The sequence below is a fragment of the Ruegeria sp. F11 genome (assembly GCF_056533855.1).
The window spans coordinates 133461-147238 of sequence record NZ_JBQFOW010000006.1 but is presented as its reverse complement, the minus strand read 5'-3'; the positions used below and the strand labels follow the sequence as shown (position 1 = coordinate 147238).

The window sequence follows — 13778 nt, the reverse complement described above, 5'->3', positions numbered from 1 at the left end:
CGGGGCACCGATTTACTGTGGCTTTACGAAATCGCGGCGCAGTTGCGCCGCTTTTTCGCGCATCACACAACCCTCTGCATGGTCATTGACCAGACCCATCGCCTGCATGAACGCAAAAACCGTGGTGGGACCAACGAACTTCCAGCCCCGCTTTTTCAGATCCTTGGACATCGCAATCGACTCGGGCGAGGTTGATGCGGTTTGCGGCTCGGGCGGACTGTCGGCCTCATACCGCCAGACAAAGGCCGCCAAAGAGCCTTCTTGCGCGACCAGTTCCTGCGCGCGGCGGGCGTTGTTGGTCACAGCTTCGATCTTGCCGCGATGACGGATGATGCCTTTGTCCTGCAGCAGACGTTCAACATCCGCCTCAGAAAAACCAGCCATCACATTAAAATCAAACCCAGAAAACGCCTTACGAAAGTTCTCGCGCTTGGCAAGAATCGTGCGCCAGCTCAAACCGGACTGAAAACTTTCGAGGCATAGTTTTTCGAACAGCCGCTGGTCGTCGGCCACCGGATAGCCCCATTCGGTGTCGTGATATTCAAAGAACTCCGGCGCCGACTGGCACCAGGCGCAGCGAGGTTTGCCATCGGGGCCGGGAATGGTCTTGCTCACTTAAACCTCATTGCAAAAGGAAATTCAGACGATCATCGGCGCGGGCAGGTTCCATTTCCAGGATTTCTGCCGTCACTACGTCGGCCACAACAAACGGATCCTGATTGACGAATTCAATCAACGCCTCGGGGTCGTCAGACGAGGCCAGAATTCCGCCGCCCACACCGTCTTTCAAGGTGCCTGCAAGCAGGAAGAAACCTTTGTCAAACCCCGCCTGTAGCCATTTTCGATGTGCCTCGACATGGTCCGAGACCTTGTCTTTGTTAGTCGAAAAGCGAAGCAGGATGATGTGCATGGATCAGACCTCTGTCAGGCGTCGCGCCTTTCGCGATACCAGTCCAGAATAAACACGCGAATGGCTGAGGCAAGACCGGTTTCTGGATCACGTTCAACATCAATTTCGGCGGCAAGGACATTGATTGGAATTTCTTTTTCCCGCGCAATCTCGCGAAAAGCGTGCCAGAACTCATCCTCAAGCGAGACCGAGGTGCGATGACCTTTGAGAGTCAGAGAACGTTTGATGGGGCGACCGCTCATTCGTCAATCTCATGCCCGTCCAGATCGTGGCGCTGTTTGTCCTGCCGAAGCTTTACGACCTGCTTTTCAGCCTTGCTTTGCCCGAACTTGACCGCATTCTGGTCCGCACGGGCCTTTTTCTCGGCCCGCGCTCTTTCTTTTCTATACCGGTTCAGATTGACCGGCTTGCTCATTTGTCCTTCGGCCCGATCATCTGCTCGGGGCGCACAACGGCGTCAAAGGTCTCTTCGTCGACAAAACCCAGAGCGATGGCTTCTTCCTTGAGGGTCGTGCCGTTCTTATGCGCGGTTTTGGCAACGGTGGTCGCGTTGTCGTAACCGATGGTCGGGGCCAGCGCCGTGACCAGCATCAGCGACTCCTTCATCAGCTTGTCGATGCGCGGCTCGTTGGCCTGAATGCCTAGCAGCATCCGCTCGGTGAAGCTGTCGGTTGCATCGCCCAGAAGTTGGATGGATTGCAACAGGTTATAGGACATCATCGGGTTGTAGACGTTCAACTGGAAGTGCCCCTGCGAGCCCGCAAACTTGATCGCCGCGTCGTTGCCCATGACATGGGCGGCAACCTGCGTCAGCGCCTCGGCCTGGGTCGGGTTAACCTTGCCGGGCATGATCGACGAGCCGGGTTCATTCTCGGGCAGGATCAGTTCACCCAGACCCGAACGCGGGCCCGAGCCTAGCAGGCGAATATCGTTGGCGATCTTGTAGCAGGAGCCAGCGATGGTCGCCAAAGCGCCCGACAGGAAGACCATCGCGTCATGAGCGGCCAGAGCTTCGAACTTATTGGGGGCGGTGACGAAGGGCAGGCCGGTGATTTCGGCCATGTTCGCCGCAACCGCCTCGTCCCAACCGTGATGCGTGTTCAGCCCCGTACCAACAGCGGTACCACCCTGCGCCAGTTCGTAAATTCCCGGCATCGCAGCTTCGACGCGGGCAATCCCCTGGCGGATCTGATGCGCATAGGCGCCAAATTCCTGCTCCAGCGTCAGGGGCGTCGCGTCCTGCGTATGAGTCCGCCCGATCTTGATGATCCCGGCAAACTCAGCCGCCTTCTGCTCCAGTCCCTCGGCCAGTTTGATCAGGCCGGGCAGCAGAACGTCCCGCACACTTGTCGCCGTGGCGATATGCATCGCGGTGGGGAAGGTGTCATTCGACGACTGCCCCATATTGCAGTGATCGTTCGGATGCACCGGGTCTTTTGAGCCGATCACGCCGCCCAGAATCTCGATCGCGCGGTTGGCGATGACCTCGTTCGAGTTCATGTTCGACTGCGTACCCGATCCGGTTTGCCAGACGACCAGAGGGAAATTGTCGTCGAATTTGCCTTCGATCACCTCACCAGCGGCCTGAATGATGGCGTCCGCGATCCGTGCGTCTAGCTTGCCGATGGACTTGTTTTCCATCGCGCAAGCCTTTTTGATCACGCCCAGCGCACGCACGATGGCGACAGGCTGTTTTTCCCAGCCGATGGGGAAATTCATGATCGAACGCTGCGTTTGCGCGCCCCAATACTTGTCGGCGGGAACGTCCAGCGGGCCAAAGCTGTCGGTTTCGGTGCGGGTCTGAGACATCGAGTACTCCGTCTGGTATGCAGTTGTATGCCGTTTACCCGCAGCAAGGCTGTGGCGCAATCGGCCAGTTGCGCGCACCTTAAACTCACTGTTGGCAAAGGTATAGGCGCACGGGCGTGTCAATTTTGTTGTTACCGAGCGGGATTGCGCCATTGTGCCCTGAACGCGCTTGGCTACAATGGAACTGCAGCCGGCGCGGAGGACGAAATGCCAGTATCTGAACGGATAGCCCTTTGGAAAGTTTTCGTAATTTCCGCCGGAGTCGTGCTCTGGCTAACGATGCAGAGCGCGGCGGTTCGGGCCGCAGAAATCACGCCATTTGTTGGCGACTATGTCGGCTCAGCCGAGGTTGTTGATGCCGACGGAACCGCGACCCCAAGGGACATGAGCGTTTCGATCCACGAGACCAACCGCGGTTTCAATGTCAGTTGGAAAACGACGACCTATAAACTGGACGGACGGGTTAAAGAACAGGCGTTCTCGGTCGATTTTCTGCCTTCGGATCGTCCGGATGTGTTTTCAGCGGCCATGAAGCGGAATGTCTTCGGGCATGAGGTTCCTTTAGACCCCATGAAAGGCGAACCCTTTGTCTGGGGGCGCATCGACGGCCAAACCCTGACAGTGTTTTCCCTGTTCATTGACGAATACGGCGGTTACGAATTGCAGCAATTCGACCGGACCATTGCGGAAGGAGGGCTGAATCTGTCCTTCTCAAGGTTCATAGACGGAGAAAAGTCCCGATCCGTTAAAACTTTCCTCAAAAAGGAATAAACACGCAAAGTGCGGGTTTTCCGGGTCCTACTTTCGGAAACTGTCCAGCGACACCACGTCCGCATCGTGGTGTTCTTCTTCTTCCACGACCTCAATCGGTTCTTCGACGATGGGTTCTTCGTCCATCTCGTCTTCTGGACTTTCGAAGCGCAAACCAAACTCGACCGACGGGTCAACGAACGTCTTTATGGCCACGTAGGGGATATAAAGCGGCTCGGGCGCGTCGCCGAAATTCAGCGTGATTGCGAACCCGTTCTCTCCGACCTCGAGGTTTTCGAACCAGTGCTGCATGACGATCGTCATCTCTTCCGGATAACGTTCGCGCAACCAATCGGCGATTTCGACCCCATGTTCGCGTGTATCAAAGGTGATGAAAAAATGATGTGCGCCGGGCAGGCCGGTTTCGGAAACGCCCCTCAGAACAGTCTTGATCAAACCGCGCATCGCGGTGTGCATCAGATTTCCATAATCGATGTCCTGCGACATGTGTCATCCTCAAAAGTGGTGGGTTTAGCATAGGGCTTTTGTTGGGAAACGAAAGAGCACCTGTGATCGGATTGATCAGAAAAAGTGCACGCCCATTCCCGCGCAGGCCATCAGCAACAACGTGACTGCCATTCCGAATTTTAGTCGAAATATCAAGACCCCGGCGACAATTGTCAGGATCATGGCGATGTAGTCGAGCGACCCGAAATCCGGCACGGGCACAGCGATCGGCCCCCATGCTTTTTGGGACACCGAGTCGAAAAGAACATTCAGCGCGAACCACACGGACAGGTTGAGAATCACGCCGACAACCGCGGCGGTGATCCCTTGCAAAGCTGCTGACAGGCGCGGGCGGGCTGCCAAATGGTCCAGAAACGGAGCCGCGAGAAAAATCCAGAGGAAACAGGGCACGAATGTCGCCCAAAGTGCGACTGCTCCGGCAGCCAGCGCCAGCAGGGGCCCTCCGCTCAGCTGCCCAGTCAGCATGGCAACAAATTGCGTGACCAGAATAAGTGGGCCGGGCGTTGTTTCCGCCAGTCCAAGCGCGTCGATCATCTGATCGGTGCTAATCCAGTTGTACTGGTCCACAACCGTCTGCGTCATATAGGCCAGCACCGCATAGGCCCCGCCAAAGGTGACGACGGCGAGACGGGCGAAGAACCAACCCAGATCAGAGAGCAGTTGCTGCCCGGTCATGTTGAGGACAAACAGCGGCCCTAACCAAAGTGGCAGCCAGATCGCAATGGTTCGCTGCGGGCGGTTCAGGCTTGGGGTAGGCGGGATCTCGACCGGCGGAACAGAGCCCCTGAAGGTTGCGTACCCCCAGAGGGCGGCGGCCAGAATGATCAGGGGGAAGGGCAGGTTCAGCAGGAAAATTGCAAGAAAAGCCAGCCCGGCGACTATGCGATGTTCGGGGCCGGTCAGCGCCTTGCGTGACAGATTTCGCAAGGCTTGCAGCACGATGACAATCACCGTTGCCTTGACCCCCAGAAAGGCCGCCTGCACCAGCGGCAGTTCTCCGAACGAGGCATACAGGGCGACGAGCGCGGCGATGATAACGGCGCCGGGCAGGACAAACAGGCTGCCTGCGATCAAACCACCGGGCACCCCACGCAGACGCCACCCGGCATAGGTGGCCAGTTGCATCGCCTCGGGTCCCGGCAGCAACATGCACAACGATAGGGCGCGCAGGTATGTCTGCTCGTCCAGCCAGGGGCGGCGGTCGACCAGTTCCTGATGCATTAGCGAGATTTGAGCGGCGGGCCCGCCAAAGGACAGCAGCCCAATGCGGCCAAAAACGCGGAGCATCTCGGAAAATGTTGGTGTCATGACCGGTGGCCCGTCGGCCAGTCGTGGCTTTCGTCGAACCCGTCACGCGCCCAGCGATACAGGGCATCGTAAAGGTGCATCCCGGCCTCGAGGTTTTCGTGATCGTCACGATACTGGCGCGACAGCCCGACGGAAACGGCCAGTAGCCCCGCCGCTTCGGGCGCAAGGTCATGGCGGTTCGTATCCGCCGCTCGGATCACCTTGGCCAATCGGTCCAAAGGCTCGGACCGTAGATGGAACTCATCCAGCATGGTGTCAAAGGTGCAGGCCTCTCCCCGGTGGCTCCAGAAGGCGTTTTCGACGTCAAAAGGCGTCGCGCCGAATTTGTCCGCGACGTTTTCGACCTCGGCGGGGGCGACGAAGAGGAACCGGGCGCTGGGGTCAACAAAGCGCCGGATCAGCCAGGGGCAGGCGATTCGGTCGATCTTGGGCCGTTGGCGCGTAACCCAGAGTGTTTGGCCATCAACAGGGTCGGGCAGGGCAGAGGCCGGGACACGCAAAGCGCCGGGATGGTCCCGCCATGCGAACATGCCGCCCTCAAGATATTCCGCCTTATGCCCTTCGCTGCGTAACCAGGACACCAAACCCTGACTCAGCTTCTTGCCCTTCTGGCAAACAATCACCGAGGGGCCACCGGCCACACGTTGGACAAGCCCCGGAATGTCTGCAGCAGGATGCCGAACCGATCCGGGGATCAGGAACGGGTCGGCGTCAAGGTCCGGGTCCAAACACACATCCACAAGCGTTGGCGACTGGGGCGTTCCGATCAAACGCATCAACTGCTTTGGGGAAATAGAGTTAGGCGATGCCATGGCATGTCTCCTGTCAAAACGGATACACGCGAAACTTGGGCTGTCGCCTCACGGGGCGTTCGCAATTTTACCCCATGATCCTAGCTAGCGCGCGAAGGCCCCAAGGGTCAAGATTTCATGGCGTCAAACCCAATCCAGCCTTTGCCCGGTCATGCAGACTGGCAGAGTGTCAGACGGAAACTGGCCCAATTCTTCGAAAAAAGAGATGAAGTCGAAGTGGTTATACGCCTCGACCATCTTGTTGTTCTTGAAGCGGGCCATGACCTGTCCCGTCACCTCAATCGGGGCACCATTATCGGCCCGGAAGGTTTTGACATTCAGAATCGCCGACACCCAATCCCCATTTTCGATAATCTTGGGCATGTCCACGGTAATGTCGCCCAGAACGTGCCGAAACGCCGTGACTAGATCGCGAAAATCATCAGCCCCGACCTGCATCTCGGGGATCAACCCCTCGGCCATGGTTTCCGGTGCAAAGTAATCCTCGATCGCGTCGGTGTTTCCTTTTTCCCAAATCTCGGAATACCACTCTCTGAGTATCTCTGAATTCGTCATCCCGGCCTCCTGTCTGTCCCGAGTGACGATGAGTGAAACAGGTGAATAAACTCTGAACGCGAACTGAGTTTTGCGGTAATTCGTCAGACATAATGTGGAAAATGCAGGTTTCTGTTGCCAGGTACCTGCGAACCCCGCCTTACGCGGCTAGGCGCAAGGGCTTAGATTTCGGTCTTGTTACTGCTTACGCAGCAACTGCAACCGGAGCACGATTGTCGTTTGCAATTGTACTGTTTTCGCCGGTAACGGTGGCAGACAGCCGAGACAAAGCTAACCCCTTTAGACGTTCGTCGATCCTATTTCGGCCCCATGATCCTCAAACGAAGGATGTTGGTGGAGCCGCCGGGTACCGCCCCCGGGTCCGATCCGCTTATTACGAGCGCGTTTATGTCCATAGTCCCGAAGGACACATCCTATATAGGTGAGGATAAGAGTGGATGCAAACTCGGAATAATCCGATCCTGCATCAGCAATAACAACGCGTTATGATGATTTATTTAAGTTCGCCGCGATCAGCCAGACGGCCAGAGCCAACTCGATTCCACCGAATGTCAGGGCCTTGAGCATCGGCGGGTTATCCAAAACCACCGATACAAAGCGGCCCAGCGCTGCACCTGCATAAATGACACCCAGCATTGTGTAGGCCATCGGGTTGTTCAGCCACAACACCGCGATTCCTGTTACGACGAACAAACCACCGACCGAGGCGCGCATTTCACTTAAGCCCATATTGCTGTTGGTAGGCGCAAGGTCCAGCGATGCCGCAGTCCAGGCCGGGGCGAGGAAGCCGAACAGGCCAAAACCTATGGTCAGCACTGCGGCAATCACATTCAGGGTCGTTGTCATCCTGTCCTCAGATCTCGGGCGGTTTGGTTGAACCTAATGCAATGGCAGGGGAAGAAAAGTGCTTAAATCGCTGACCACAAACCCAAAACACCGACGAAAATCAAGCTGATCGCCCAAACAAGTTCCAGGTTGAACCAACTGCGCGACAAAAACTGCAATCCGAGCCAATGATAGACGGCGTAGGCGAGGATACCTCCGCCCAGGATCATCGCGGCTGTGTGTATCGCGGCGACAGCAAGTACAAGCAGGGCATTAGTTGTCATGATCTGGGAAACGGCGCGGTGCCCGGTGTCGAGTTCATCAAGGCTACACAGGCCCAGATAGATCGGAACCAGCATCAGTGCTGCACCGTGCGCCAGTGCAACCAGAAACGACCAGAGGGCCAGTTTGCTTGGGGGAATGCGGGACAAAATACGCGGGTGGCGGCGCGTTACGGCGATGTAAAGGCCCATCGCGATGACAATTATCGCGGCTCCGATGCGGATTTCATTTTGGTAGTCGACCAGAACGGCCATCAGCGCGAAGGGCAGCAGAACGCCGAGCATGGCGACGAAATGCCCACCGGCCAGTGCGGCCAAGGCACGCCAGAGCGCCGATGGGCGCTGTTCCATAAGTGCGGAAGACACCGCCAGCGGCCAGCCCATACCGGGGTTTAGCCCGTGATAGGCACCGCTGAGAATAACGGCCAGCCAAAGGCCGGCCGTCGATGTCATCAAGAATTCCAAATCAGACCGACGGGTAGCAGAAACTGTCGGTGGAACAGTCGCCGCCCTCTAGCCGGATCTGGTGGCTGCGGTAACCGTCAGGGAAATCGACCCAGAATTTAGGATCCAGCGTCAGGCCACCATTCTCTCCGACATCCGCCTTGACCATGGCGGCACCGCCTTCGCCGGGATAGAATTGATCGTCCCATGTGGAGTAGAGCGAGTTAGTCCAGTACACGCGCTTGCCGTCCCGGCTGATCTCCACCATCTGCGGCCCATAGCCAAAGTCCTTCCCGTTGGGATGTTTGGTCTTTTTGACAATCCCGCCGATCTCGACCTTACCGGCCAGCGTTGGGTTCATCGGATCGGACACATCGTATTGATGCATCTCGCCAGTACCCCAGCACGCGACATACAGGTATTTGTCGTCGAGGCTCAGGTCGATATCCGTGACCAGAGGCGGAACGGCAGAGAAACCCTTCAACAGATCGGGCAGGTCGTCCGGGTCAGCCGGTTGCGGATCAATGGTGATGGTTTTCTTGGCCTCAAATGTGCCGTCATCATTGCGCCACCACGTAAAGATCGCACCTTGCAGATTCGTTGTATCCACGACAACGCCACAGAACCCGTACTGCTTGACCGGATCATGGGCTGGGCGGATTTCAAGCGCCATCTGGTGGTTCTCGCCCAGATCGATGGTCTGGATGTTGGTCCGGTTGCGCAGGTTCCAGAAATGGATCGAATGGCCGTATTTGTTCGACAGCAGATCCTCGGCCACGATCCCGTTTTCGAACTGAGGCGGTAGCCCCCATTCGGAACTGACCATGTAATCGCGCGGCAGGTTCCACCAGAAATCGTAATGCTTGTCCTGCACACCGCGTTCGATTTCGTAGCGACCAATGATGTCGAATGTTTCGCAATCCATGATGAAGATGCCCGGAGGACCGTCGGTTCCGTCCTTTCCGCCACCACCAAGGGTGCTGACATAGATTCCTTCAGGCCCGCAATGGATGGTGTGAGGGCGGGAATATCCTGTTTTCGCAAAGACTTCCTCGGGTTCTATGATCTTGTGAATCTTCGCTTCCAGGGGGTTTTTCACATCGATGACGTAAATGCGGCTGGACCGGATGCCCGGAATGATCAGATACCGACGCTCAAGAAATGCGTGGCCGGTTAACGGAGAAAGAGCCGACGAACAGGCATTCCAGCCGAAATGGTGAAACTCGTCTCCTTTGTTGGGCATGATAACCTGATGCACGATCTTGCCGAAGTCATCCGAAGTTGGATCGACATTCACCACTGCCAGCCCGTCGGGCTGCGAGAAGTCAGGGCTGAGCATCAGCGTGAAAGCCAGCGTCTCAGTCGGGCCCTCCATCGCCAGCTTGGCTGATGGGTAAAAGGTTGGGTCCGGTCTTTGGTTCATAACATCCTCCCGTTAGTAATTGAAATTCAATCTGTTTTGAGAGTTCCGGTCTTAACGCCGGATGTCATTCTGTCCGCTCGTACTTCCTCGGTTCTGTTGTCCTTTCATCAGTGGAATCTTGATCTGGGATCAGGCTGGTCTGCGTTTTTGTTCCGCCACGTCCAGCGCCAGTTTTCGTGTGTAAACTTCCAATTCGATCAGGGCTGAATCGACCGCCTCGGCGTCTTGCGCTTCAAGGGCATCGGCAATCCTTGTGTGAAATGCGATGATTTCCTCGCGTGAGCGGGCGGTGAATGTGATCATGTTCATCAGGGGCTGCATCGCCTCGACAGCGCCCGCCAACTGGTAGGACAGAACCGGATTGCCCGCGCCGTTGACCAAGGCACGGTGAAATGTGACGTCTGACGCGCAAAAGGCTTCATCCGTCAGGCCGGGTTGCGCTTGCCGGAAAATCTCGGCCCGCATGGTGGCCAGTTGGTCCGCGGTCCGTCGCTGCGCCGACAATGGCGCGCAGGCACGTTCAAGCGCGTATCGCGCCTCGCACGCGGTGTCGAAGCTGACCGCGTTCATGGACACCAACAGGGTCGAGGTTGTAATCTGCTGGGAATAAGCGTCCTCGAAACTGAGGCGGTTCACAAAAGCGCCGCCCGTGGCCCCGCGCTGGGTGCGGATCAGCGACTGTGCCGCGAGCCGTTTCAGGGCTTCTCGGACCGTGGGGCGCGACACCTGGAACTGATCAGATAGTTCGGCCTCGGACGGCAGACGCTCGTCAACGATCAACTCACCGGACACGATGGCGCTTCTGATGGCCTGCGCAATCTGGGCGGATAAGTCAGACGGCTTCTGCGGGTCGATTTTCATCTTATTGGAACCACCAGTACGATTTTATTTGTCTGACATTTAAAAGTCTGACATTTGAAAAAGCAAGGGGTGAGTCGGGAGGATCACATGAGTCGCGCAATGCTACGCAGCGGTTTATGGCTGGGTTTCTATGCCCTGATCCTGTGGGCCTGGTGGGTCATGTTCTCGATGAGCCGGGACATGGACCTTGACTGGATCGGTCGGCCCGGGCCCATGGGCGAGGCGATGCGGGTCATGGACCCGCGCATGGACATGTATATGCCCATGGCAGAATTCGGGCCGCTTTTCTGGATGTGGGCGATCATGATGGCGGCGATGATGCTGCCGACGCTGGTGCCCACTTTGCGCAGTTACGACGATCTCATCCGCAGCGCCAACGGAACCCGGGCAGGATGGCTGGGCGTTCTGGCAGGGTACTTTATGGTTTGGGTCGGCTTCGCTGCTTTGATCACAGGTACCCAGCTCGTGCTTTTGTTTGGTGGCGTGGTGGACATGTTGGGGATCGCCAAGTCCCCTCTGTTTGCAGGCGCGCTGCTGATTGCGGTGGGCGCGTTCCAATTCACCCGCGCGAAAGAAGTCTGCCATGGCGTGTGTCACGCCCCGATGACCTATTTCCTGGGTCGCTGGAAAACCGGCTTCACCGGTGGATTGCGCATGGGCCTTGGTCTCGGCGCGTTTTGCGTTGGCTGCTGTTGGGGATTCATGGCGCTTGGTTTTGTCGGCGGTGTCATGAGCCTGTTGTGGATGGGTCTGGCGACCCTGTTCATGGTTTTGGAAAAGCTTCCCCAGATTGGCCATGTCATAACCCGGCCAATGGGGTTTCTGTTGATTGCAGGCGGACTGGCGCTGTTCGTCTATCACTTTGCATACGGAGGATAAGTCTATGGCTAAGAATAGAAAACCGGAAGCCGACAGGTTGCCGATCAGTCAACGTATCGACAGCCGTATGCCCAATCCCAAGCGGCGCGAGATGAGCCCGACCGAATGGTCCATCAAGGGCGAGTTGATCCTGAATTGCTCGTGCGACGTGTTCTGCCCCTGCGTTGTTTCTCTGGGCGCACACCCCCCGACCGAGGGCCACTGCCACGCCTGGATGGGCGTCATCATCGACGAAGGTCATTTCGAAGGCGAAGACCTGTCGGGGCTGAACGTGGGCCTGCTGGTCGATATTCCTGGCCGTATGGGCGAGGGACAATGGAAGGTTGCCGCCTATGTGGACGAACGCGCCAGCGGTAAGGCCTATAACGGATTGCTCCAGATTTTCAGCGGGCAGGCAGGCGGCACCACCGGGCTGTTTACCATGCTTGTCAGTGAGATCATCGGCGCCGAACGCGCACCTGTCATGATCGAGCGCGACGGCAACAAACGCCGCATCTCGATTGGCCGCAAGATTCAGGGTGAGATCGAGATGGTGGCGGGAAAAGACACCGAGCATCCCGTGATGGTCTCAAACTCGAAATACTGGATGGGGCCAGACATTATCGTTGCACGAGGCACCAAATCGAAAGTGCGTGACTACGGTCGTGTTTGGGACTTTGGCGGCAAGTCGGCCGAGATTTGTCCAATCGAGTGGCACGGGCCAAAGTAATGATTACCGGAGCCTATGCACGCGAAATGGCGCGCTATAACCGCTGGCAGAATGCTCAGTTGGCCGATTTCCTGAAGGAACTGACTTCTGAGGAACTGACCCGCGACCGCGGTGCGTTTTTCAGATCGATCCTGGGAACGGCAAACCACTTGCTGTGGGGTGACTGGATCTGGATGTCCCGGTTTGACAAAGGCCCCGGTCCGGTCGTCGACATACACAAGGCCGGAGGAGGTATTCACGAAAGTGTCTCTCTGTGTGCCGATCTTGATGAGTGGCTGCCGCTTCGGGAAACCGAAGACGCCCGTATCGAGGATTGGGCAAACGGTCTGGGTGACGATATCCTGTCGGGTCCGTTCACATGGTACTCGGCAGCGAAAGAGGCAGATGTGACCTTGCCTTACGCGCAATGCGTGATCCATGTGTTCAACCACCAGACGCACCACCGGGGCCAATTGCACAAGATGCTGACCGAAACCGGCTCAGCCGCGCCCGTCAGCGATCTGGTCTTCATGCCGCAGGAGGATTGAATGCCGCAGATTTCCCTGTCCCGCCGACTGCGCCGTACTCCGTTCACAGATGGGGTTGAGGCCGCAGGCGTCAAAGCTTTCACGGTTTATAACCGGATGTTGCTGCCCACGTTATTTGAAAGCGCCGAGGCGGACTACCGCCACCTCAAGAGCCACGTTCAGGTTTGGGACGTCGCCTGCGAACGGCAGGTTGAATTGCGCGGACCCGATGCGACACGTCTGATGCAAATGCTGACGCCGCGCGATCTGCGCGGGATGCTGCCGGGACAGTGTTTCTATGTGCCGATTGTTGATGAAACCGGCGGAATGCTGAATGATCCCGTGGCGGTTAAGCTATCCGAAGATCGTTGGTGGGTTTCAATTGCCGACAGCGATTTGTTACTTTGGGTCAAAGGCTTGGCCAACGGGTATCGCCTGGATGTTCTGGTTGATGAACCTGACGTATCGCCCTTGGCAGTACAGGGTCCCAAGGCCGACGAATTGATGTCGCGCGTTTTCGGCGACCTCGTGCGCGATATCCGTTTCTTCAAATTTGACATGTTCCAGTTCGAAGGCCGGGACCTGGCAGTGGCACGCTCGGGCTATTCGAAGCAGGGCGGGTTTGAGATCTACGTTGAAGGTGGCGATATCGGAATGCCCCTTTGGAACGCCCTGTTTGCGGCGGGTGAAGACCTTGAAGTGCGGGCGGGATGTCCAAACCTGATCGAACGGATCGAAGGTGGCTTGCTGTCCTATGGCAACGACATGACCGATGACAACACACCGCATGAATGTGGTCTGGGCAAGTTCTGCAACACCCATACCGCGATTGGCTGCATCGGCAGAGATGCGTTGCTGCGGGTCGCGAAAGAAGGCCCGGTTCAGCAGATTCGACCGATTGCGATTGATGGCGATGCCGTGCCGCCCTGCGACAGGCCCTGGCAGGTTTACGCCGATGGAAAGCGTGTAGGGCAGGTGACGTCAGCTGCCTGGTCGCCGGATTTCGAAACCAACGTCTCGATTGGAATGCTGCGGCTTAGCCATTGGGACCCGGGTACGAGTATCGAGGTTGAAACGCCCGACGGGATGCGCTGGGCAAAAGTGCAAGCGAGTTTCTGGGTGTGAGGGCGGATGGGAGCTCTGCTCCCGTTGCTGCGCAACTCCCCTGGGATATTTTT

At 57.3% G+C, this 13778-nt stretch carries 18 protein-coding genes and 1 other RNA gene; 5 read left to right on the top strand and 14 right to left on the bottom strand.

The window, feature by feature from the left end:
- Positions 1-12: 12 nt before the first annotated feature.
- The 5 genes from ACR0NJ_RS09830 to fumC are packed head-to-tail and all read right to left on the bottom strand — an operon-like array spanning position 13 to position 2719.
- A complete protein-coding gene (locus tag ACR0NJ_RS09830; protein WP_480816948.1) occupies positions 13-615 on the bottom strand; it encodes a DNA-3-methyladenine glycosylase I in 603 nt (200 codons plus the stop codon).
- 7 nt (positions 616-622) lie between these two features.
- Positions 623-910 (bottom strand): YciI family protein, encoded by a 288-nt coding sequence (locus ACR0NJ_RS09825; RefSeq protein WP_480816947.1) that lies wholly within the window; start codon positions 908-910, stop codon positions 623-625.
- Positions 911-924: 14 nt separating this feature from the next.
- Positions 925-1152 carry a ribbon-helix-helix domain-containing protein gene (locus ACR0NJ_RS09820; protein WP_480816946.1) on the bottom strand — a complete coding sequence of 76 codons (228 nt, stop codon included), beginning with the start codon at positions 1150-1152 and terminating at the stop codon, positions 925-927.
- Positions 1149-1325 carry a DUF4169 family protein gene (locus ACR0NJ_RS09815; protein ID WP_480816945.1) on the bottom strand — a complete coding sequence of 59 codons (177 nt, stop codon included), beginning with the start codon at positions 1323-1325 and terminating at the stop codon, positions 1149-1151. The genes ACR0NJ_RS09820 and ACR0NJ_RS09815 overlap by 4 nt, the downstream gene beginning before the upstream one ends.
- On the bottom strand, positions 1322-2719 hold the full coding sequence (fumC, locus tag ACR0NJ_RS09810; RefSeq protein WP_480816944.1) for a class II fumarate hydratase: 1398 nt from the start codon (positions 2717-2719) through the stop codon (positions 1322-1324). Before fumC ends, ACR0NJ_RS09815 begins: the two co-directional genes overlap by 4 nt.
- A gap of 279 nt (positions 2720-2998) precedes the next feature.
- Here fumC and ACR0NJ_RS09805 point away from each other — a divergent pair, with 279 nt between their 5' ends.
- A complete protein-coding gene (locus ACR0NJ_RS09805; RefSeq protein WP_480817079.1) occupies positions 2999-3490 on the top strand; it encodes a hypothetical protein in 492 nt (163 codons plus the stop codon).
- Between the two features lie 27 nt (positions 3491-3517).
- Here the strand turns inward: ACR0NJ_RS09805 and ACR0NJ_RS09800 are convergent, their stop codons facing one another.
- The 9 genes from ACR0NJ_RS09800 to ACR0NJ_RS09760 all read right to left on the bottom strand — a co-directional run bounded on the left by ACR0NJ_RS09800 (position 3518) and on the right by ACR0NJ_RS09760 (position 10506).
- Entirely contained in the window at positions 3518-3976 is a 459-nt protein-coding gene (locus tag ACR0NJ_RS09800) for an SspB family protein (protein ID WP_480816943.1), read from the bottom strand.
- A 75-nt stretch (positions 3977-4051) separates the two neighbouring features.
- Entirely contained in the window at positions 4052-5305 is a 1254-nt protein-coding gene (gene chrA, locus ACR0NJ_RS09795) for a chromate efflux transporter (RefSeq protein ID WP_480816942.1), read from the bottom strand.
- Positions 5302-6117, bottom strand: a complete 816-nt coding sequence (locus ACR0NJ_RS09790; protein ID WP_480816941.1) for a chromate resistance protein ChrB domain-containing protein — start codon at positions 6115-6117, stop codon at positions 5302-5304. The genes chrA and ACR0NJ_RS09790 overlap by 4 nt, the downstream gene beginning before the upstream one ends.
- A gap of 123 nt (positions 6118-6240) precedes the next feature.
- Positions 6241-6672: an ester cyclase gene (locus tag ACR0NJ_RS09785; protein ID WP_480816940.1), complete on the bottom strand. Its 432-nt coding sequence runs from the start codon at positions 6670-6672 to the stop codon at positions 6241-6243.
- Between the two features lie 100 nt (positions 6673-6772).
- Positions 6773-7119, bottom strand: a transfer-messenger RNA (tmRNA) gene (gene ssrA / locus ACR0NJ_RS09780).
- A gap of 36 nt (positions 7120-7155) precedes the next feature.
- On the bottom strand, positions 7156-7518 hold the full coding sequence (locus ACR0NJ_RS09775; RefSeq protein WP_480816939.1) for a DUF4345 family protein: 363 nt from the start codon (positions 7516-7518) through the stop codon (positions 7156-7158).
- 62 nt (positions 7519-7580) lie between these two features.
- Positions 7581-8231 (bottom strand): hypothetical protein, encoded by a 651-nt coding sequence (locus ACR0NJ_RS09770; protein WP_480816938.1) that lies wholly within the window; start codon positions 8229-8231, stop codon positions 7581-7583.
- Positions 8232-8244: 13 nt separating this feature from the next.
- Positions 8245-9645 (bottom strand): selenium-binding protein SBP56-related protein, encoded by a 1401-nt coding sequence (locus ACR0NJ_RS09765; protein ID WP_480816937.1) that lies wholly within the window; start codon positions 9643-9645, stop codon positions 8245-8247.
- 129 nt (positions 9646-9774) lie between these two features.
- Entirely contained in the window at positions 9775-10506 is a 732-nt protein-coding gene (locus ACR0NJ_RS09760; RefSeq protein WP_480816936.1) for a FadR/GntR family transcriptional regulator, read from the bottom strand.
- A gap of 87 nt (positions 10507-10593) precedes the next feature.
- Here ACR0NJ_RS09760 and ACR0NJ_RS09755 point away from each other — a divergent pair, with 87 nt between their 5' ends.
- Genes ACR0NJ_RS09755 through ACR0NJ_RS09740 form a run of 4 tightly spaced genes read left to right on the top strand, consistent with a single transcriptional unit; the run spans position 10594 to position 13725 of the window.
- Positions 10594-11385: a DUF2182 domain-containing protein gene (locus ACR0NJ_RS09755; RefSeq protein ID WP_480816935.1), complete on the top strand. Its 792-nt coding sequence runs from the start codon at positions 10594-10596 to the stop codon at positions 11383-11385.
- 4 nt (positions 11386-11389) lie between these two features.
- Positions 11390-12094 carry a DUF1326 domain-containing protein gene (locus tag ACR0NJ_RS09750; protein WP_480816934.1) on the top strand — a complete coding sequence of 235 codons (705 nt, stop codon included), beginning with the start codon at positions 11390-11392 and terminating at the stop codon, positions 12092-12094.
- Positions 12094-12621 carry a DinB family protein gene (locus ACR0NJ_RS09745; protein ID WP_480816933.1) on the top strand — a complete coding sequence of 176 codons (528 nt, stop codon included), beginning with the start codon at positions 12094-12096 and terminating at the stop codon, positions 12619-12621. The genes ACR0NJ_RS09750 and ACR0NJ_RS09745 overlap by 1 nt, the downstream gene beginning before the upstream one ends.
- Positions 12622-13725, top strand: a complete 1104-nt coding sequence (locus ACR0NJ_RS09740; protein WP_480816932.1) for a dimethylsulfoniopropionate demethylase — start codon at positions 12622-12624, stop codon at positions 13723-13725.
- Positions 13726-13778: the final 53 nt, after the last annotated feature.